The organism is Prevotella illustrans (assembly GCF_017426725.1).
Classification (GTDB): Bacteria; Bacteroidota; Bacteroidia; order Bacteroidales; family Bacteroidaceae; genus Prevotella; species Prevotella illustrans.
Window position 1 is genome coordinate 1 of sequence record NZ_JAERMS010000001.1, and the last position, 22,071, is coordinate 22,071.

The 22,071-nt window shown below is 47.6% G+C and carries 16 protein-coding genes; 15 read left to right on the plus strand and 1 reads right to left on the minus strand.

Annotated features, from left to right (window positions below; all coding sequences use genetic code 11):
• From JHU38_RS00005 to JHU38_RS00065, 13 genes are all read left to right on the plus strand, one after another.
• Positions 1-431 (plus strand): transposase (locus JHU38_RS00005; protein WP_207859242.1); only part of this gene is annotated, 431 nt, incomplete at its 5' end.
• A gap of 756 nt (positions 432-1,187) precedes the next feature.
• Entirely contained in the window at positions 1,188-2,123 is a 936-nt protein-coding gene (locus JHU38_RS00010) for a FecR family protein (protein ID WP_107581620.1), read from the plus strand.
• A 289-nt stretch (positions 2,124-2,412) separates the two neighbouring features.
• Positions 2,413-5,688 (plus strand): SusC/RagA family TonB-linked outer membrane protein, encoded by a 3,276-nt coding sequence (locus JHU38_RS00015; RefSeq protein WP_107581619.1) that lies wholly within the window; start codon positions 2,413-2,415, stop codon positions 5,686-5,688.
• Between the two features lie 22 nt (positions 5,689-5,710).
• Positions 5,711-7,285 (plus strand): RagB/SusD family nutrient uptake outer membrane protein, encoded by a 1,575-nt coding sequence (locus JHU38_RS00020; protein ID WP_021588713.1) that lies wholly within the window; start codon positions 5,711-5,713, stop codon positions 7,283-7,285.
• A gap of 38 nt (positions 7,286-7,323) precedes the next feature.
• Complete coding sequence (locus tag JHU38_RS00025) at positions 7,324-8,343, plus strand: glycoside hydrolase family 18 (RefSeq protein ID WP_021588852.1); 1,020 nt, start codon at positions 7,324-7,326, stop codon at positions 8,341-8,343.
• 12 nt (positions 8,344-8,355) lie between these two features.
• The gene (locus tag JHU38_RS00030) at positions 8,356-9,534 is read left to right on the plus strand and encodes a DUF1735 and LamG domain-containing protein (RefSeq protein WP_021588840.1); all 1,179 of its coding nucleotides are present in this window, start codon (positions 8,356-8,358) and stop codon (positions 9,532-9,534) included.
• A gap of 211 nt (positions 9,535-9,745) precedes the next feature.
• Positions 9,746-10,312, plus strand: coding sequence for an RNA polymerase sigma-70 factor (locus JHU38_RS00035; protein ID WP_107581618.1), 567 nt, complete (start codon positions 9,746-9,748; stop codon positions 10,310-10,312).
• Positions 10,313-11,030: 718 nt separating this feature from the next.
• Entirely contained in the window at positions 11,031-11,345 is a 315-nt protein-coding gene (locus JHU38_RS00040; protein ID WP_107581617.1) for a carboxypeptidase-like regulatory domain-containing protein, read from the plus strand.
• Positions 11,346-11,355: 10 nt separating this feature from the next.
• Positions 11,356-11,616 carry a hypothetical protein gene (locus JHU38_RS00045; RefSeq protein ID WP_146156992.1) on the plus strand — a complete coding sequence of 87 codons (261 nt, stop codon included), beginning with the start codon at positions 11,356-11,358 and terminating at the stop codon, positions 11,614-11,616.
• Between the two features lie 69 nt (positions 11,617-11,685).
• Positions 11,686-11,907: a hypothetical protein gene (locus JHU38_RS00050; RefSeq protein WP_146156991.1), complete on the plus strand. Its 222-nt coding sequence runs from the start codon at positions 11,686-11,688 to the stop codon at positions 11,905-11,907.
• A gap of 97 nt (positions 11,908-12,004) precedes the next feature.
• On the plus strand, positions 12,005-12,541 hold the full coding sequence (locus tag JHU38_RS00055; RefSeq protein WP_146156990.1) for a hypothetical protein: 537 nt from the start codon (positions 12,005-12,007) through the stop codon (positions 12,539-12,541).
• Between the two features lie 373 nt (positions 12,542-12,914).
• Positions 12,915-16,226, plus strand: a complete 3,312-nt coding sequence (locus JHU38_RS00060; RefSeq protein WP_207859244.1) for a SusC/RagA family TonB-linked outer membrane protein — start codon at positions 12,915-12,917, stop codon at positions 16,224-16,226.
• Between the two features lie 54 nt (positions 16,227-16,280).
• Positions 16,281-17,912 carry a RagB/SusD family nutrient uptake outer membrane protein gene (locus tag JHU38_RS00065; RefSeq protein ID WP_107581613.1) on the plus strand — a complete coding sequence of 544 codons (1,632 nt, stop codon included), beginning with the start codon at positions 16,281-16,283 and terminating at the stop codon, positions 17,910-17,912.
• Between the two features lie 506 nt (positions 17,913-18,418).
• On the opposite strand, the gene recO is transcribed toward JHU38_RS00065, so the two are convergent.
• Positions 18,419-19,144 (minus strand): DNA repair protein RecO, encoded by a 726-nt coding sequence (gene recO / locus JHU38_RS00070; RefSeq protein ID WP_107581612.1) that lies wholly within the window; start codon positions 19,142-19,144, stop codon positions 18,419-18,421.
• A gap of 222 nt (positions 19,145-19,366) precedes the next feature.
• Here recO and rpsT point away from each other — a divergent pair, with 222 nt between their 5' ends.
• Positions 19,367-19,621, plus strand: a complete 255-nt coding sequence (gene rpsT, locus JHU38_RS00075; RefSeq protein ID WP_107581611.1) for a 30S ribosomal protein S20 — start codon at positions 19,367-19,369, stop codon at positions 19,619-19,621.
• 277 nt (positions 19,622-19,898) lie between these two features.
• The gene (gene gyrB, locus JHU38_RS00080) at positions 19,899-21,869 is read left to right on the plus strand and encodes a DNA topoisomerase (ATP-hydrolyzing) subunit B (protein WP_107581610.1); all 1,971 of its coding nucleotides are present in this window, start codon (positions 19,899-19,901) and stop codon (positions 21,867-21,869) included.
• Positions 21,870-22,071 lie beyond the last annotated feature (202 nt).

Genomic DNA, 22,071 nt, shown 5'->3' on the forward strand with positions numbered 1-22,071 from the left:
TTGAGAAGGGAGAGATAAAACACGAGGCAAGACGAGTTGAACTTTGGAGTAATAAGTCAGTTGTCCTGCTGACCAATAACTTTGAACTTGATGTAACAGACCTTGAAGAGATTTACAAGCGTAGATGGGCTATTGAGTCTCTTTATAAGCAACTCAAACAGAACTTCCCTCTGCATTTCTTCTATGGTGACAGTGTAAATGCCATACAGATACAGACATGGGTGGTACTCATTGCCAATCTGCTATGTACAGTGATTGCCAGAATGATAAAAAGACATGTATCCTTCTCGCAATTGGTAACTATGCTAAGGCTTACACTGATGTACTACACCGATTTCATCTCGTTTATGGAAAATCCACAGAATGATGAACTCATAATAATGGCAGAAAGAGCAAATGCACCACCAAAAGAACTTGATTTATTTCATTAGGGGGGGCTTGGTTTTCAAAAAATAATGCGGAATTACCTATTTAAAGGCAATTCCGAAAGGATATCTATGCTATTTAAGTTTTACCGGACAGCAATATACAAGTATCAATCGATATCTGCTGAGCTATGAATTATCTTTACATATACCCTCAAAAAAGTAGCGTTATTCTGAAAAAGAAAAGAGCCGGACGAAAATAAACGATTGTAGAGCAAGTTTATAAAACGCTGGCTATCAACGCATTGCGCTTTTCATAGTATTTCTCCTTCGTATTTTTACCATTAATAGCTATGCTTTTAGGCTGTAATCGTAGCCCTTTTAGTGGCTAAAAGCTATGGTTTAACGACGTAATCGCTGTGCTTTGAACCGATAAAAGCATAGCTTTGGGCATAAAAGGATATGGAAATCGGCAAATCGAAGGATTTTTTTAGCGTGCCGGCAGCTAGATGAAGCGTTGCGGAAGTGTTAAAATCAAGTAGTTTTTTCTAACAAAATCATGGAAACACTGAATCAATATATTGAGCATGGGCTTACAAGTGATGAAAACAGCAGACTTCATCACCGACGCGGCTGTCCATCGCCCATAAACGATTGACAGATCTATATGACTTCAATACTTGCAGACTTGTCCTCGCAAATTATCAAGTGAGCCATAAAAACCATTATCGCTTGCCCGCAAAAATAAAAAACTTACCGCAAGCTGTCCCTCTTTCGATTGTCAATTGTATTATCAATAAAGCAACCCAAACTATCAACCACTTGAAAGACGAACAGCAATCTCTCCGAACCGAGGAGCTATGGAACAAAGCCAAAGCCATAGCCGATGACATCATAGCTATTGAGGCCATTGATACGACCAAGGCTTACAATAAGTTGTGCGCGGAACTGCGGCGAAAGAAGCTACGCGTATGGCAGCAAAGGCTCACTAAATACGCGGCCATTCTCACGCTACCACTTCTCTTCAGCACCGCCATTCTGGGCTACTTGCTGACTAATAGCTCCACGGATGACGACCGAATGACCGAGATTTATTCGGTAAATGGTGCCATCACGCGCTATGAATTGCCCGACAAGTCTGTCGTATGGCTCAATTCCGGCAGCCGACTGCGCTTTGCCAACCACTTCACCCAAGCCAATCGGCAGGTTGAGTTGGAAGGAGAAGGCTACTTTGAAGTCAAGGCCAATCCGCAGTCTCCTTTCTATGTCAATACCGTCCACGGCCTTCAGGTCTATGTCTACGGCACCCATTTCAACGTTGCCGCATACGAAGAAAGCGACTGTATAGAAACGGTTTTGGAAGAAGGGCACGTCAATGTCATCATACCCGGCAGGAAAACACAATACAGTATGGAGCAGGGCGAAATCCTTTCATACAACAAACAGACCGGACAGATTACCTCCAATCGGGTCGATACGGAAGAAAAACTGGCATGGAAAGACGGCAAGCTCGTTTTCAGAAACACGCCACTGGAAGAAATCTTCCAACATCTGGAACGCCATTTCAACATCCATATCACATTCGTCAATCATTCCGGAAAACAATATAGGTATCGTGCTACATTCTATAACGAGACGCTTCCTCAGATCATGGACTACTTAGGGAAGTCGGCTTCTCTGTCATGGCATTTCGAAAAGAGCACGCTGACCACCGGCTCCAAATCTTCTAAACGCCACATGCGGGTAGATCTATATTAAAAACTACCCGCATCTACACGCAACTCGAGTAAAATCATCATATTACCTTATTTTAAATATCAATTAACTCCTAAAAATTATGACATAAAAAATCGACGCTCCAACCACAGACACGCCAAAGCCGCCATGCCGGCCGCGCCTGTCTTCAACCTTATTTCAACCTTTTCCCAACGAGATGGGGAAAAAACTAACCGTAATATCCAATAATCAACCTAATTGCGCAACCCAAGAGGGTGGTCGGTAAGCATCGTCCTCGGCAAAGCGTGATTCTTTTAAAACTTACAATCAGATGAGGAACAGTATTATACTTTTCTGTATGATAGCATGCCTGTTGGTAGCTCCCAAGGCTTATTCCCAACGCATCGGGAAACCTATTACAGCCTCCAATGTTTCCATTGAACAGGTGTTGAATCAGATAGAAAAGGCTTCAAGCTACGTCTTTCTCTACAACAACAAGACGATCGACACTCGGAGAATTGTCAGTGTCAACAGCAAAAACGGCGACATAAAGGAAATATTGAGCCATATTTTCCGAGGAACGAATGTCACCTATACTATCGTTGACAACCAAATTATTCTCTCTACGAAAAATCAGAAGAAAAGTCCCGCCGACGCGTTCACGCTCAAGGGCACGGTCAAGGACAGTCAGGGTGAACCGCTCATTGGCGTCAGCGTCAAGCGGAAAGGTAGCACTACGGGCGTTATCAGCGACATCGACGGCAACTTCAACCTGCAGGTGAATGATGGATCGCTGCTCGAAGTGTCCTACATTGGCTACGCCACCAAGACCGTAAAGGTGTCGGGCAACCAGCCTATCACCATCACCCTGCAGGAAGACGACCAACTGCTCAACGAAGTAGTGGTTACGGCATTGGGTATCAAGCGCGAGACCAAGGCCCTCACCTATAATGTTCAGGAACTCAAGGCCAAGGACGTGACCGGCGTGAAAGACGCCAACTTCATCAACAGTCTGGCCGGTAAGGTGGCCGGTGTCACCATCAACCAGAGTTCATCCGGCGTCGGTGGTTCTTCACGTGTCATGATGCGTGGTACCAAATCGCTGTTCGGCGAGAACAACGCGCTCTACGTTTTGGACGGCATCCCCATGCAAGGACTTCGCACCAAACAGTCTGACAACTTCTACGAGGCCGTTGAAGTGGCCGATGGAGACGGTATTTCAAACATCAATCCCGACGACATCGAAAGCATGTCAGTACTTACCGGTGCTTCGGCCGCGGCTCTTTACGGTAACAAGGGTGCCAACGGCGTCATCCTGATAACGACCAAGAAGGGTGCCATCGGCAAGCCGCGCGTAGCTTACTCTCACAACACGAGCTTCATGAGTCCGTTCGTGACGCCTCAGTTTCAGAATACTTATGGTCGCAAGGACGGCGATTTCGCAAGTTGGGGAGAGAAACTCGAGAAGCCTTCTTCCTACAATCCGCTCGACTTTTTCCAAACAGGTTTCAACGTTATGAACTCTGTTGCGCTGTCGACCGGCTCGGAAACCAACCAGACACACATCTCTTTCGGCAGTGTCAACTCACAAGGTGTTGTACCTAACAACAAGTACAACCGCTACAACTTTACGTTCCGCAACTCCTGGGATGTCATCAAAGACGTTCTGAGCATGGACATGGGACTCTTCTATATCAAGCAGAACAATCAGAATAGTGTAGGCCAGGGCATGTACTACAACCCGTTGGTTCCCGCATATCTGTTCCCTCCCAGCGACGATATCAACAAGTATGTGGTCTACGAAATGTACAACGGCAGCCGCAACTTCAAGACCCAGAATTGGCCTTATCACAACCTGGGCTTGGGCATGCAGAATCCTTACTGGATTGTTAACCGTAATATGTTCAACACCGACCGCAACCGTAACATCATCACACTGTCGGTGAAATGGAACATCACCGACTGGATGAACGTCATTGTCCGCGGCCGAACCGACCATGCTTATATGGAGTTCGAGCGCAAACTCTATGCCTCGACCGACGGTCTCTTTGCCAAACCGCAAGGCCACTGGATGACACAGGACGACAAGAACACTTCCGTCTATCTCGATTTCCTTGTCAACATCGACAAGAAGTTCGGCGAAGATTTCCGTTTCCTTGCCAACATCGGCGGCAGCTATTATGACGAGAAATATAAATCTCACACTTTCGAAGGTAACTTGGTAAGAGTTCCCAACTTCTTCCACTCTTCCAATATGTCACCCGCCGAAACGAGAACAACCCATTCAAACCTGCATACTCAGACGCAGTCGTTCTACGGCAAGGCCGAAGTCAACTGGAAGAACTTCCTCTTCATCGACGCCACGGGCCGCATCGACTACTTCTCCACCCTCTTGGGAACAGACAAGAACTATGTCTTCTACCCTTCTACCGGTCTGTCGGTGTTGCTGTCAGAAGCACTTCCTTTGCCCAAGAACATCATTTCGTTCTGGAAGATACGCGGTTCATACGCTCAAGTAGGTAATCCCCCATCCGCTTATCTGCCCTATACAATGGTAACACTGGCCAACGGCAATGCCACCGGTTCCAGCTTCACGCCTGCCAGTCACCTGAAACCTGAAATGACCAAGGCTTTTGAATTTGGTATGGATCTGCGCTTGTTCCACAACAAGCTGAACATTGCCGCTACCTATTATAATTCTAACACTTATAACCAGCTCTTCCGCTACAACTTGCCGCCAAGCACGGGTTATTCATACGCGTTTGAAAATGCCGGAAAGGTCAACAACTGGGGTGTCGAACTGACAGTGGGTGTTAACCAGAAGATAGGTCCTGTAGACTGGAACGCCAACCTTATTTACTCGCTCAACCGCAACGAAATCAAGGAACTGCTGCCCGAATACGTCACCGACCGCAAGACGAACACCACCGTCAAGGCGCCTACGGAGTTTGAAGTATCGAGCGCGGAGTCCTATAAGATGATACTCAAGAAAGGCGGTACCATGTCGGATATCTACGCCAGCAAGCTCAAGCAAGACCTTCATGGCGACATTCTCTGCTCGGGTGGCGTGTCTAAAGACGACAATAACTTCATTAAAGTAGGTTCGGCAGCTCCTAAATACAACGTGGGTTTCCGCAATAGCTTCGCTTGGAAAGGCCTTGAGCTCAACTTCCTCCTCGATGCCCGTGTAGGCGGCGTTGTCGTTTCGGCCACACAAGCCCTGATGGATCAGTTCGGCGTATCGAAGCAGACGGCTGACGCAAGAGACAACGGCGGTGTTCGTGTCAACAACGGAAAGCTCAACGCCGAGCAATATTACAGTGTAGTGGCCGGTGGAAAGACCGGTCTGTTGGCCCATTACGCCTACAGTGCCACCAATGTTCGTCTGCGCGAACTGTCATTATCCTACGATCTGCCCGCTTCATGGTTCAGAGACAAACTCCGCATGGGCATTTCGCTCACGGCTCACAATCTGTTCATGATTTACAACAAGGCGCCGTTCGATCCGGAATTGACAGCCAATACCGGAACCTATTATCAAGGTTTCGACTACTTCATGCCTCCCAGCTTGCGTAGCCTTGGTTTTGGATTGAAAGTGAATTTCTAATACGTTTATTACACAAAGAATAATGAAAAAGCATATATCATTCATCTCATGCCTCTCAATAGGCATGCTGGCCGCCTCCGTATCCTTGAGCAGCTGCATGTCGGATAGCCTCAATCTGGACCCCGACAAGATACAAGAGAGCGAACTCAATAAGGACAATCTTTGGGGCACTTACCTCACGACGATGGAACGCAGAGTCGTGCCCGAAGACCAAAACGACTATCAGCTTGCGGAAGATCTCGTGGGCAACATGTACGCAGGTTACTTCGCGGGCACACAGTCATGGGAGGGCGGCAACAACGGAACTACCTACGCATTCCCCAGCGGATGGCTCAACCGCCCGTTCAAGGTGGCTTTTGTCGATTTCCTTTCATCATGGAACGTGCTGAGACAGAAAACTAATGAGTCTACGGTGCTCTACGCCGTGGCCGAAGTTGTAAAGGTTTTGGCCATGCACAAGACCACCGACATCTACGGTCCCATCCCCTATACTCGCTTCGGACGGGTTACTCCTGTTCCATACGATTCACAGGAAGAGGTCTACAAAGCATTCTTTAAGGAGTTGGATCACGCCATTGGCATCATGACAGAGTACGACGCGGCCAACCCCGATACCAAACCATTAGAGAAATTCGACCTTATTTATAATGGTGAAATATCCAAATGGATTAAATTCGCCAACTCTCTGAAGTTGCGTTTGGCCATGCGTGTGAGCAAAGTATACCCCGAGGCACAGCAGATTGCCGAGGCAGCGGTTAACAACAAGTATGGTGTTATCGAAAACAACACCGATAATCCGGTAATGCAAAGCAATTCCACCCTGTCGTTCACTTATTTCAATCCCTTCTACAATCTGTATAGCGAAGAGGGATATAACGAAGATCGCATGGGAGCTTCAATGGACGCTTATCTCAACGGATTCGAAGATCCGCGCCTGCCGGTATTCTTTACAAAAGCCAAAGATGGAAAATACCGCGGTCTGCGCAATGGTCTCAAGAACGGACTTAAATTCATGGGCGACGCACGTCTGTCGCAACCGACCATCAAGCAATCCGATCCAACTCTTTGGATGAATGCCGCCGAGGTTTACTTCTTGCGTGCTGAGGGTGCGCTCAAGCAATGGAACATGAAGGGCGAAGCCCGCGGACTCTACGAAGAGGGTATCAGAAAATCGCTCGAACAGCACGGACTGGCCGCTCAAGCTGATGCCTATATCAACAGCGATAACAAGCCGGCGAAATACGAAGGTTTCTCAAGCAGCCTGAGTATGCCTGCTCCGTCAGACATTACCGTGGCATGGGATGACGCCGACAGCAAGGAACGACTGCTCGAAAGAATCATCACGCAGAAGTGGATCGCGCTCTATCCGATAGGCCAGGAAGCCTGGAGCGAGTTCCGTCGAACGGGTTATCCCAAGATATTCCCTATTGTCGACAACATGAGCGACGGCAAAGTCAACACACAGATACAAGTTCGCCGCCTGCCGTTCCCCGAGTCTGAATACTCCGGCAACAACGCCGAAGTGCTCAAAGCAGTCACGCTCTTGGGCGGAGGTCCCGATACCGGAGGCACACGCCTATGGTGGGACAAGGAATAAACCGACAAACAACAACATCAAATCTTTAGTATCGCAATATGAATAAGAATAAAATATTTGCTCTCGTGCTATCGGCTGTTTCACTGGCAAGCACGTTGACATCCTGCAACACCGAGATAGAAGCGCTCAACCTGGTCGTACCCGACCAGAAATCGGAACAATATTACGCCGACCTCCGTGCCTATAAGGCCCGTAACGACCACGAAGTATTCTTCGGTTGGTTCGGTAACTGGAATGCGGATTCACCAGATATGATCGGACTCTTGCGCAGTATTCCCGATAGTGTAGACATCGTTTCCATCTGGAGCGGCACCCCTAACAGAGAGGATTTGGAGTACGTACAGAAAGTGAAAGGTACACGTGTCACCTTTACCATCTTCGCCCATAAGATTCCGGAAGAATTCATGTCGGGCGAGAAAAAGGATCAAGTGACAAAGGAGGGCATAGAAGCCTATGCGGTATCGCTCGTGGAACGTATGAAGCGAGAAGGCTATCAGGGCATCGACCTCGACTATGAGCCGGGCTTGCTCGAACCGGGTGGCGGCGTCTTCAATGGCCCGTTGGTCGGCCCCAACTACATGTGGCCGAACTATAAGGAGAACATGGCCATCTTCGTAAAGAAGCTCGGCGAGTTCATCGGCCCCAAATCGGGCACGTCCAACTTGCTGCTCATCGACGGAGTGCCTTACGATGTGAAGCCCGAACTGGTGGAATACTTCAACTACGGCATTGTACAATCCTATAAATCCCGCGGTTTCTACGACCTGCAAGGCCGATTCAACCGAGCTGCGGCCAATGGTTGGACACCCGAGAAATATATCTTTGCCGAAACCTTTGAAGGTGGAATGTATGAAAAAGGTGGCGTAAATCATCAGCTGCGAGAGGGAGAACACGTTCCTTCACTGCTGGGAATGGCTCATTTCCTGCCCGAATACAACGGCAAGATAGCCACACGCAAGGGTGGTTGTGGTACCTATCACATGGAAAATGACTACAACTCCACCCCCAACTATCGCTTCACCCGCGAAGCCATACAAATCATGTCAAAGCACAAATAAATCCTATCGATTATGAAAAAACTTATCTATCGAATAGCTACCGTGACCTTGCTGCTAAGTTTGGCGGCATGTCAGGAAAGCCAGAAATATTATGATGGTGTCTATATCATGGGCACAGAAGGTAAAGAGGTGACAGCCACGCTCACCGTAGACGACCTCCCCTCGGCCATCGCCGTAAACGTAGCATCGTCCGACATTACTCAAGATGACGTAACGGTCAGCATGAAGGAGAGCCCCGAACTGGTGGAATCCTTCAACAAGAAGTTCCATAAGAACTACGTATTGTTGCCCAAGAACGCTTACAAACTGGAGAATACGGCCCTCAAGATCGAAGCGGGCAAACACGTTTCTTCGCAAGGAATGAAACTGAACATCACCAGCCGCGACGAACTGAAAGAAGGAACGACCTATCTGTTACCGGTCAGCATAGCCGACGTTTCCGACAAAAACCTGTCGGTCATCGAAGCTTCGCGCACGCTCTACATCGTGGTCAATCAGATCATCATTACCCGGGCAGCCAATTTGGAAGACAGTTACTGCTACTATCGGGTGAACTTCGGTTCACAGCCTGAAATCGACACGAAGGCCTGCAAACAAGTAACTTACGAGGCCCGTGTGCGCTTCCGCAGGATGACGAAGCACAGCCGCAAGTGGTGTTTCTCCGTGATGGGACTCGAAGAGAACTTCTGTCTGCGAACGGCCGGAAGCAATAAAGACGGCTGGAAGCTACAGCTTGCCGGCAACGGCCACGTAGACTCGCGCGATGTTCTGCCCAACGACAAATGGGTTCACTTGGCTTGCGTTTTCGATAGCGACAAGGGCAAGAAGTACATCTACATCAACGGCGAGCTGCAAGGCGAGATCGTCGACGCCCGAAAGTCAATCGACCTGACCAGTTTCTATGCTCAGAAAGCATTCTATATCGGCCAGACTGCTGCCGACGACCGCTATATGGACGGCTGGGTAAGCGAAGTAAGAGTATGGACAACGGCCCGCACGGCCGCCGAACTCAAGAACAACGTTTGCTGGGTAGACCCAACGACGAAGGGACTCTTAGCCTACTGGCGCTTCAACGAGTCGTCTGCGGAAAACGAACGTGTGGTAACCGATATCACCGGTCATGGTTTCCATGCCACCTTCTCAGGATGGGGCAAACCGAAGTTCGTGGATGCCGTGCGCTGTCCGGAATAAGCGACGCCTCGCATTGAAAGCCAAAATTACAGAAATAAGATTTGGTTTTCAGTGAATAACATAGGTGTACTCTGTTAGGAAGCCCGGTCCGAACTGGATCGGGCTTCATTCAAAATATCGATTTCTACCTGTCGTTTTCTTATATTTTTCATTTTTCAGTAAAATAATGCTTACTTTTGCATGTTAGTCATTTCGTCGATTGTCCGCCTATATGGTACTGAACACCGAAAAGAAAGAAAAAGAGCAGTATTTCAAACAACTGTTTGAAGACTACTACGCGCCTTTCTGTATCTATGCCAAGCGATTCGTAGACAGCCGCCCGACATGCGAGGATCTCGTGTCGGAGGCTTTCGTCATCGTGTGGGAAAAACTGGAACGCGATCAACTGCAACGGGAAACCGTCGTGGAATATATCCGAAGGATTGTGACCAACCTGTGCCTGAACCATCTGAAACACCATGCTTTCGAACTGGATTATGCCGTTGCCGACAGGAACAAAGGGGCCGTCTACGCGGATTCGCCCCACGCGCTGTACACGCAAAAGGAACTCTACGAAATGCTGACCGACGTACTGCGGCAGCTGCCCGAGCACCACCGCCGAGTCTTCATCGCGTCGTATATCGACGACAAAAACAACATTGAGATTGCCCGCGAATTGGAGATAAGCGTGAAGTCGGTTATCAGATACAAGCAGAAAACGATCAATCTGCTCCGGAAAAACCTTAAAAATTATATATCGGTCATGCTACTTCTCATGACTATCGGACACGAAGGCTAATTTTCATCAGCTTTCATGCCGATTTTGTAAAGAAAACCAACTAAAAATACACACCTCTTTTTCACGCCATCCAGCGTGCCGAACGCCTTCCGACGCGCTTTTCAAACACTACAAAACAACTTACTCGCGCCCAAAACCATGCTTTCACACGCCAATATACCGACTTTCAGCTGCTCAAAGGGCTGCAATTACAACATAAAAGGGCAGCTTTTGGCCGCTAATAGCTATGCTTTTACGGTCTCAAAGCATAGCTATTGCAAAGTACGCGCCCCTGTTTATCGCGTTAAAATCCGTTAACTGTCTGATAATCAACTAATAATCCAAACATCATTTTCCTGCCGTTTTTTCGTCCACTTCCTTTTCTTTTTTGAAAACACGCACTTTTTTCGACCTGTTTGTCAATAAAATTCATAGTTATTTTCTATCAGTGGGGCTATCCGATGATTTTTACTCAATACCGCATCTAAATTCTTGCAAAACTCATCGATTATACAAAAAAAACGCTTTAACTTTGTCAAATGTGTACGATAAAGATATGAATGTAGTTTGTTGATAAGCATGTCAAGTATTGCGCATGTCCAACCTGCTTTTAAATCCGTGCACTCGAAAAATCGTTTGAATCATTTCAAAGAACGCTTAGCGATTTTTAGTGAACAGCAATGATCAAATTCCATAAAAACGAAAGCAAAGAAAAATATTTATAATAGGAATATAGTTTATGAAGCAAATATTAACTATATATGTATGCCTTTTACTTTTCCCACTCCAAATAAAGGCCTATAATATCCAAGGAAAAATAATTGATCAAATAGAAAATCAAACACTGACAGGTGCAAACGTGATAGTAAGAAAAGATTCCATAACCATTTTGAAAACCACTCAAACAAATGAAAACGGACGATTTTTCATCAAGGATATCTCTGAGCCAAACATCAGTATTGAAATTTCGTATTTTGGTTATAAGGGCATCGTTAATAACTTCTACGGAAATTCATCCGATATAAACATGGGGTACTATCAGCCTGCTACCTGAAACGCAGGATTTGAAAGAAGTGACGGTTATCGGTAAACGGGTTATCCGGAAAGCTGATAAATATATAATCATACCCTCTACGGAGGAAATCAGCAGAGCTTCAGAATCTATGAGCCTACTTAACGAACTAAAGCTGAAGATGCCCGGCCTTAGAATTAATGAGGCACTTCAATCCATTACAATAGATGACGCGACACCTATCTTAATGATAAATGGCAAAAAACAGCCACTTTCTAAAATTCAAGGGTTAGACCATCACGATATTCTTTGAATAGAATATAGCAATACACCAGATATCCGATATATGGATGAGAGGAACGGGGGGATAATCAATTTCATTATGAAATCACCTTCACAGGGTGGATTCATTCTAACCAATACGAATCAGGCTGTCACTACTTTGCGTAACAGGTCGCAGCTTACAGGATCATATTTCAAGAAAAAATCAGAATGGAGTATCCAATACAACACTACATGGCGGGATTCCAGGAAAGAGTACGACAACAAGGAAGAAAGGTTCATAGGCAGAGAGTATGACATCATACGCAACCAATACGATTAGTTCTTCGTTGCAAACCAGCTATAGTATAACGACAAATCCACAGATAAACTCATACCAATATATGTCGGACGTGGCATCGCCCTACTATGGTTTATTCATGAAAAAAACAGAAAACGGCAAAAACGACACACACTTTAATATCGAATACTCCTTTGGGATTCAGAACATATTTCATCATCTTTCATTCCAGCTTACAACGGGCCGGAGCATATATTCCATGAAAGGAATCAACTATCAGCATCATGTCTCTAAGATGTATGCCACGGTTTCACTGAATGGATATTGGAAAACCTGGTCGGTTTTTGCCAATATTGATATTGCGCCGCAATATAGTATTTGGGGAACAAGTCTGTATAGTGGAACAAAATACAACTATATGGGTGTAAAGTATAATTTAAAGAATTGGAATTTTGGCTTACGTCTCGATAATCCGCTGACGAGACGCGGTTTCATTCAATGTATAGAAAATATATCAAGCGTAGCTCCCTCTCGCACCGAATACTATATTTCAGACATGGCCAATATGGTAGAACTATCAGTACAATATCGCCTTCAGTTTGGGAAAGAGTATAAAAAGACAAATAGAACCCTGAAAAATCGGAATTTTGATGCAGGGGTTAACAATGAATATTAAAAACAATGGAGTTTATACATCTATTGTCATGACGGAGAGGTCAGCGTAGGAGCGTGATTCATCATGTTCCGCATTGGCAATCAAGCATGAAACACGGCTGATTTTAGAAAACTCATTCCGAACCGGCCTTTACTTATCTTCTTCGGATTCGTTCCAAAGCATAATATCTATGCTATAGGATGGGATGAAAAGAGGAAAACTGACGGAATATAACTTGTTAATTCTTTTTTCTTTTCAAGTTTATTTCATAAAAATATTTAATTAGAATTCCGAATTAACAAGAAATATTTTTGTTAATTAAAATGCTTTTTTATATTTGCAACGGTTTATCATAAAGACTATTTACCACTATTTACCAAATCTTTTATTTATTATGTACAAAACATTAATTTTTAGTGTGTGTTCAATACTGACGTGTTCGACAACGAATGTATTGGCGCATCCTGGCAATTCTGTGCAGATTGTTCAACAACAAAATGATTGTCGTGGCTCTGTGAAAGACGCGAACGGCGAGCCGATTATCGGAGCTACAGTTCTTGTTAAAGGTTCCAAAAATGGCACGGTGACAGACTTGGAGGGCAACTTTACCTTATCCAAGGTTGCCAAAGGCGCTGTCATTCAAGTGTCTTATATCGGCTACGACGCGGCAGAAAAATCATGGATGGGGGGGGGTATTACCTTTACCCTTCGAGAGGGCTCTACGGCGCTTAACGAGGTTATAGTAACGGGTTATAGTGGCTCTATCACCCGCTCCAAACTAACCAACTCCATCTCGAAAGTCAAGAACTCGAACCTCACTACGGGTATGTTCTCCAACCCCGCCCAGGCCCTAAGCGGTAGCGTGGCCGGCTTGCGTGTCATCCAAAGTTCGGGTAACCCGACATCAGCCCCTACTATTATCCTGCGTGGTGGTACCGATTATAACGGCAGCGGTTCGCCACTGATCGTGGTCGACGGTATGATTCGCGGCAGCATGGACGACATCAACCCCAACGACATCGAGTCGATGGAAGTAATGAAGGACGCCGGCGCCACAGCCATCTATGGTTCACGTGCCAATAATGGTGTTATCCTCATTACTACGAAACAAGGCAAGAGCGGTACGTCGGCAATCAACTTCAACGCCAAGCTGTCGTGGAACTACTTCAACAATCCTTACGAGTTCTTAAACGCCGGCGACTACCTTTATTATATGCGTCGTGCCTATCTCTACGCTTCACAGCGAGGCTCGACCACTCTGAACTCGCTGACGGGCAACCAGCCCTACGGAACGGGCAACGACTATAACGCCGACGGTAACAAGAGTTCGCGCGGTATCTGGGGCGTCTATGCCAAGGACGACTTGACGACGGAACTCTACAACGAGCTTTTGACCAAGGGATACAAGACGATGACCGATCCCGTAACGGGCAAGGAACTGGTCTACATCGACAACAAGATGGAAGACTGGAACATCAAGAGTCCCAGCTTCTCGCAGGACTACAACCTCAGCTTCAGTGGCGGTAACGACCGTGGGCACTACTATGCCGGTCTGGGTTACAACAAGAGCGAGGGTAACGCCATCAACAATTTCAGCCGTCGCCTGTCGGGATTGCTCAATGTCGACTACAAAATCAGACCATGGTTCATGTCGATCAGCAATGTGAATATCTCTACCTCTAAAGAACAGGACATTTCTCCGTTCTCAGGAGAAGCCAACTACTTCTCGCGCAACTTCTCTTATCCTCCGACATTCCGCACCCACAACAAGGATGGCGAACTGCTTTTGGGTAAGAACTCGGGTGATGGCAATCAGCAGTTTCTTCAGAACGCCCTATGGCAGGACAACAACTGGCAGAAGTTCAACTTCGCGCAGGACTTCAGAATCACGCCGGTAAAGAACTTAGATGTCGACTTCAAGGGCAACTGGTACTATGAATACTACACCAACGAGTATATGTACCACACCTTCCTGCAGTCACCGGGTAACTACAACACCAGACACACTTCTTCATCGCAGACACGGAAGCAGCTGACACAGACCTACAACATCCTCGCCAATTACCACACGAGTTTCGGACTGCACAACGTGTCGGCTCTGGCAGGCTGGGAATACTTCCACCAGAAGTACAACATGTTGAGCGGTTCCGGCTACAATCCGAACAACAACTACTTCCCCGACCTGGAATATACCATTAAGGATGAGGGCGCACGCACGATAGACTCCGCGCACAGCAAGTTCATCACCGAGTCGTACTTCGCCCGTGCCAACTATGATTACGACGGCAAGTACCTGGCCAGCTTCACCATCCGTCGCGACGGAATCTCCAAACTGAGCAAAGACAACCGCTGGGGTACTTTCCCGGGTCTGTCTTTGGGTTGGGTGTTCTCGAAAGAAGACTTCATGAAGAGCACTGCTTCATGGCTGAACTTTGCCAAACTCCGTACCTCGTATGGTAAGAATGGTAATGTGAATAAGGACTGGGTAGGCAATTACACCGTACAGGGCAACTACCTGCAGACCACTTACAACGGCCGTCAGGGTTTCTATCTGAACAATATACCCAATTCCTATCTGACTTGGGAAACCTCTCGTACATTCGAAGCCGGCCTCGACCTGGCGTTTCTCGACAACAAAGTGCAGGCCAACTTCACATGGTACAACCGCCGCACGATAGACAAATATGCCAGCATCACCGTACCGGCTTCATCGGGTTGGACTACGATTACTTCAAACAACGGTAGCTTCCAGAACACAGGTATTGAACTCGAAATCAACTATCACGCCATCAAGACCAAAGACTGGCGTCTCGACATGGGCCTGAACCTGGCTCGGAACACCAACAAAGTGATTAAGCTACCCGCCAACGGCAATGAGAAAAACCGGCAGGGAGGCTTCCAGGTCTACACCGGCAATGGCAATGAAAAGAAGTGGGTAGGCGGTTATGCCGAAGGCGAGCGCCCTGGTGATGTCTGGGTTTTCGAAGCCGAAGGCATCTATAAGACTGCCGATGAGATTCCCGGCAACCTGATTGACAGGTCAACGGCAGACGGTTATTATGGTGGCAGCAACAGGGTGCTCTACGGACCTGCTGTCTATGAGTCTAAAGGAAAGGCCGCCGGCGGCATGGCCATTCGACCCGGTGACGTGAAATGGAAAGATGTGAACGGCGATGGTGTCATCGACAACTACGACTTAGTGAAGAAAGGCAACTCTACTCCCAAATGGATAGGTGGTTTCAATCTGGCCGCTTCATGGAAGGGACTTACCCTCGCCGCCCGTCTCGACTTCGCGCTTGGTTTCGTACAGTACGACTACCGCACGCCATGGTTCATGGGCAACGCGCAGGGAACTTACAACACGCTGACCAATGTGAAGGACACCTGGTCGGAAGACAACATCAACGCCAAGTATCCCACCTACGTATGGGCTGACCAGCAGAATGCCCGCAACTACTCGCGCCGCAGCTCTATGTTCTGTTATAAGGGCGACTACCTGTCATTCCGTGAAGTGACATTAGCCTACGACCTGCCCAAGTTGTGGATCGCGCCGTTGCGTCTCGAAGCCGTTAAGGTTTCCGTGACAGGCCAGAACCTTGGGTATCTATGCGAAGCGCCATTCATGGCTTCACCCGAAGTGTCTACCACCTATGGCAACTATCCATTGCCTCGCATGCTCGTACTCAGTCTGAACGTAACGTTCTAACCCTTTTCAACTATTTCTCAATTATGTATCATTTACTATAAATAGACAGTACAAATGAAAAAGAATAAGATATTGACTTTCATTCTATGCCTCGGCATGATGACAGGTTTCAGCGCTTGCGAATCGCTCGATCTGGCACCGGAAGATTACTTTGGCAGCGGCAACTTCTGGAAAGACCAGACTCAGGCTTCCGGCTATATGGTTGGATTGAACAGTTATCTGCGTAGTTCCTATAGTAGCCTGTTTGTCATGGGCGAACTTCGCAACGGATTGCTGGGCGACGGCGACGACGGTATGGGTACATCCGTAATGGGTGAGTCGCTCGACAATCAAAATATCATCAAGCAAGACCTTACCGCCGACAAGGCCGGTATGAGCAACTGGAATGGCCTTTACTCAATCATCGTGCGCATAAACTTAGGAATACAGGAAATAGAGAACACGTCGGTACTAACCGAAGCGCAGAAGAATCTCTACTTGGCCCAGGCCTATGGTATGCGTGCTTATTATTATTACCTGCTCTATGCCACATGGGGCGGTGTGCCATTGGTGACCGATGTGGCCATCATCAAAGGGCAGGTGTCGGCCGAAGCGCTGAAACGTCCACGTGCCAAGGCTTCGGAAATCATGGCTCTGATGAAACAGGATATCGACAAATCAGAGAAAGCCTACGCCGCTTACGGGGCTGATGGCTTCAGCGACAAATATACCTGGAGCAAATATGCCACCCTCATGCTTAAAGCCAACGTCTACGCATGGGCAGCCAACGTCACTACCGACGACCAGAAGGCAACGGGCGAGGCCGACCTGAGAACCGCCAAGGCTGCTTTGGAGGAGGTTATTGGCAGCAACAAGTTTGCGTTGACGTCAGATTTTGTCAAGGCTTTCAGAACCGACGCCAAGACAACGAGCAAGGAATCGATTCTGGCCGTGCCTTACAATAAAGTGGAAAACGTCTACATGCCTTACATCGCGAATTGTGTGGCACAGGAAGCCCTGCTCACCGCAGCCTTCGATAAGGACGGCAAGCCCATTACGCTGGACAACGAAGCCTACGGCAAGCGCACGCTGGTCAACGGATTGCTGCGCTATCAGTATAAGGAAACGCTCTGGAAAGCTTTCGACGAAACCGACTCACGACGCGACGCCACGTTCTTCGTTGTTTGCAACAACGCTAATAAACCGAAGACAGGCAGCAATTTTGGTGTTCTGCTCAAGAAATTCTCGGGCACTTATTACGCCAGTGAGGGCGTCCATCGCTTCGACTGCGACGGTCCTATCTTCCGCTATGCCGAAGCTTTGCTGCTGATGGCAGAAATAGAGAACGATTTAGGCGGTGATCCTACACCTTATCTCAATAAGGTTCGTGAACGTGCCTATGGTAATACGACTCACAACTTTAGCAACGGAAGCAAGTATCAGAACACGCTCAACATCCTCAGCGAGGTCGACAAGGAGTTTGTTTTCGAAGGCAAGAGGTGGTTCGCGCTGCAACGCATGAAGGACAATGCGGGCAAAGCGCTGGTCTTCAATGCCGACGTAAACTACGCGTTCATCCCCGGTGATGCTAAGAAGCCCATTCTGTCGGAGGCGGAAGCCTACAAAACGTTGTGGCCTATCTCGATAAGTACCCACGCGAACGACGCTTCTATCGAACAGAATCCCGGTTACGAACAGTTCAAGTAAATCGTTAATTCACAAGAGGGTGTGCACACCCTCTTGTTTTCTTATGTCTTTACCCTGAATAATCTTTACATATACCATCAAAAAAGTGGCGTTATTTTGAAAAAGAAAAGACTTGGGCGCAAATAAGCGATTTTAGAGCAAGTTTATAAGCCACTGGTTATCAACGCATTGCGTTTTTTATAGCATTTCTTCCTCACTTTTTTACCCTTAATCGCTATGCTTTCAGGCCGTAATCGCGGCCCTTTCGCCGACTAAAAGCTATGCTTTGAGCGTGTAATCGCTATGCTTTGAGCCGATAAAAGGATAACTTTGAGCATAAAAAGGTTTCAAAATCGGCAAAGCGAAGGACTTTTTCGGCGTGCCGGCAGTTAGATAGCGTGTTGCGGAAGTGTTAAAATCAGGTAGTTTTTTCTGACAAAAATCACGGATTCGCTGAATCAATATACATACGATAGAAATACCTTAATATAGATTGATTGAAAGACAAAAGCCACAGGCACACGGCTTCATTCAAACAAAGACTTCAGCACCTCCAAGCTCTTTAACTGCGGGAATCCCGGGATATGAAGCCGGTAATATTTCAGAATCATTTCCGTGAACCAATTACGATACGCGTGTGACATACGAAACAGGTGCATATTTTCATACGTCATGCGCATGGCCCGCTGTAAACGAGCCGCCTCTTCGGGCCAAAGGTAGTCACTATGCAGCGGAGCAACCGAGTCGAAAGCTCCTTCGCGCAGGTCGAAGAAGTCGCCTTCTACGTAATCGTCCAGATTGGGGAAGAAGCCCACGAACACGGAAAAGCGCAGCATGAATACCAAATGAAAGTTGGCATAGCGTTCGGAGCGCCTGTCGAGCCACAGCAAACTCTGCACGATATAGTCGAACAGGGGCCGGTTGGCCTGTTCCCCACGTGTGGCGTGATTCAGAAATTCGGCCAGGAACATGCAGATTGCCGTTTTTTCCATCTCGGTCTGCGTCGTCGTATAGGGGCGTTCTACTTGAAAATCGCGCATGCGCAAGAGGTTCTGACCGGGCCGGTCGTCAAACTCCAGATGAAGTAAGGTGAGTGGTTGGAAATACAAACGCTTATGTTGACTGCGTGGTGAACTGGAAATCGTCGTGATAAAAGAGAGCCTCCCTTTCACTTCTGTGAACAGGTCGACAATCATTTTTCGCTCGCCATACTTCACGGTTCCTATTACAATAGCCCTTGTTTTTGTCAACATACACTACAAAGTTAGGTAAAAAAGCACGAAAAAATCAATCATTTATAAAAATAATTACAAGAAAGTTTGGCCATAATGAAAAAAAGCTATAACTTTGCACCCGCTTAAAATAAGTCACGGGGTCCCTTCGTCTATCGGTTAGGACGAGAGATTTTCATTCTCTAAAGAGCAGTTCGACTCTGCTAGGGACTACAAATTATAAAGAAAAGATTCATAACAAAGATGGCAAATCACAAATCAGCATTAAAGAGAATACGTCAGACAAAGACAAGGACGCTGCATAATAAGTATTATGCGAAGACGATGCGCAACGCTGTTCGTAAGTTGCGTGCTCTCAAAGACAAGGATGAGGCTATCAAGCTGTATCCTGCAGTTCAGAAGATGTTGGACAAATTGGTTAAGACAAACATCATTCACAAGAATAAAGCCGCCAACTTGAAGTCAAGTTTGGCTCTTCATATCAACAAACTCGGCTGATCCCCGGGATTTGTTAGCCCCATATAGGTCGATATTCGCACGAATATCGGCCTAATTTTGTTTTCATTATACGCTTAGGTTCAAACAATATAAACGGGGCCGGACCGACAAATGACACTGTCCGCAGGCTTGTATTGCCTTTCAGGTCCGGCCACGACGCGAATTGTTTCGCGAATGATGGTGCCTACACCATACATTAATGTATTTTAGCGTCTTTTCCTATCGTAATCTCTTTCTTTTTTCGTATCTTTGCATGAAAATATTACTAATCAAGGAAATGGCAGAAAATCAAAACACCGAGGCAAATTATTCAGCCTCGAACATCCAGGTTCTGGAGGGTCTGGAAGCCGTGCGTAAGCGTCCCGCTATGTACATTGGCGATATCAGCGAGAAAGGTTTGCACCATTTGGTAAACGAAACCGTCGACAACTCCATCGACGAGGCAATGGCCGGATATTGCACCGATATTGAAGTTACCATCAACGAAGATAATTCCATCACGGTTCAGGACAACGGCCGTGGCATTCCCGTAGACGAGCACAAGAAACTCCATAAGTCGGCTCTCGAGGTTGTTATGACCGTGCTCCACGCCGGTGGTAAGTTCGACAAGGGGTCCTACAAAGTCAGCGGCGGTCTCCATGGTGTGGGTGTCAGTTGTGTAAATGCCCTTTCCAGCCACATGAAGTCGCAGGTGTTCCGCGACGGTAAGATCTACCAACAGGAGTATGAGAAAGGTAAACCGCTCTACCCCGTAAAGGTGATGGGCGAGACCGAACTCCGTGGAACGCGGCAGCAATTCTGGCCCGATCCCACGGTTTTCACCACCACTACCTACCGTTGGGACATTATCGCCAACCGCATGCGTGAGTTGGCTTTCCTCAATGCCGGCATCAGAATCACGCTTACCGACCTGCGTCCTGACGAGGACGGCAAAACCAAACAGGAAGTGTTTCATGCCAAGGATGGCTTGAAAGAGTTCGTTCGCTACGTCGACCGCCATCGCACCCATCTTTTCGACGATGTGATCTATCTGAAAACCGAGAAACAGGGCATACCCATTGAGGTGGCCATCATGTATAACACCGACTATAGCGAGAACATCCACTCTTACGTTAACAACATCAACACCATAGAAGGCGGCACACACCTCACCGGTTTCCGCATGGCGCTCACCCGCACGCTCAAGTCTTACGCCGAGTCCGACGCCACGATCTCCAAGCAAATAGAAAAAGCCAAGGTCGAAATCGCGCCCGAGGACTTCCGCGAAGGCCTCACTGCCGTCATCTCCATCAAGGTGGCTGAGCCCCAATTCGAAGGTCAAACCAAGACGAAGCTGGGCAACAGCGAGGTACAAGGGGCCGTTCAGCAGGCCGTGAACGAGGCGTTGGCCAACTATCTGGAGGAACATCCCGACGAAGCCAAGAAGATATGCGAGAAGGTTGTCTTAGCCGCCACGGCACGTATTGCCGCCCGCAAAGCCCGTGAAAGCGTGCAACGCAAGAACTTTATGACCGGTGGCGGGCTGCCGGGTAAGCTGGCCGACTGCTCCAACAAGGACCCTAAGGAGTGCGAAATCTTCCTCGTCGAGGGCGACTCGGCCGGTGGTTCGGCCAAGCAAGGCCGCGACCGCTTCCATCAGGCCATCCTGCCGCTCCGCGGTAAGATTCTGAACGTGGAGAAAGTACAGTGGCATAAGGTGTTTGAAGCCGAATCGGTCATGAACATTATCCAGAGTATCGGCGTGCGCTTCGGCATTGACAGCGAAGACAGCAAGGAGGCCAATACCGACAAATTGCGCTACGACAAAATCATCATCATGACCGACGCCGACGTCGACGGCTCACACATCGACACGCTCATCATGACTTTATTTTATCGTTTCATGCCGAAAGTCATTCAGGAAGGGCACCTCTACATCGCTACACCGCCCCTCTATAAGTGTACTTACAAGAAGATGAGCGAATACTGCTACACCGAGCAGCAGCGACAGGCCTTCATCGACAAGTACTGCGAGGGCAAGGACGACGACAAAGCGCTCCACACGCAGCGTTATAAAGGTTTGGGAGAGATGAATCCCGAACAGCTTTGGGAAACCACCATGGACCCCAAGACGCGTCTTCTGAAGCAGGTGACCATCGATAACGCGGCCGACGCCGACGAGATTTTCTCCATGCTGATGGGCGATGACGTAGAACCACGCCGCGAATTTATCGAGAAAAACGCCACTTACGCCAACATCGACGCGTAGTTTTTTATACGACATACCTTGCAAGGCATACTTACACCGCGTGAGTATGCCTTGCCTGTTTTATGGACAAGCGACTCTCATCATCTATCCACAAGTCTGCCTTTTCGCCATTCACCGCCACGTAGCCTCAAAAATATTTGGCAGGCCGACGCGAAATGATTATTTTTGCAGCGTATCTTAATTCCTAATGACTTATGCGTTT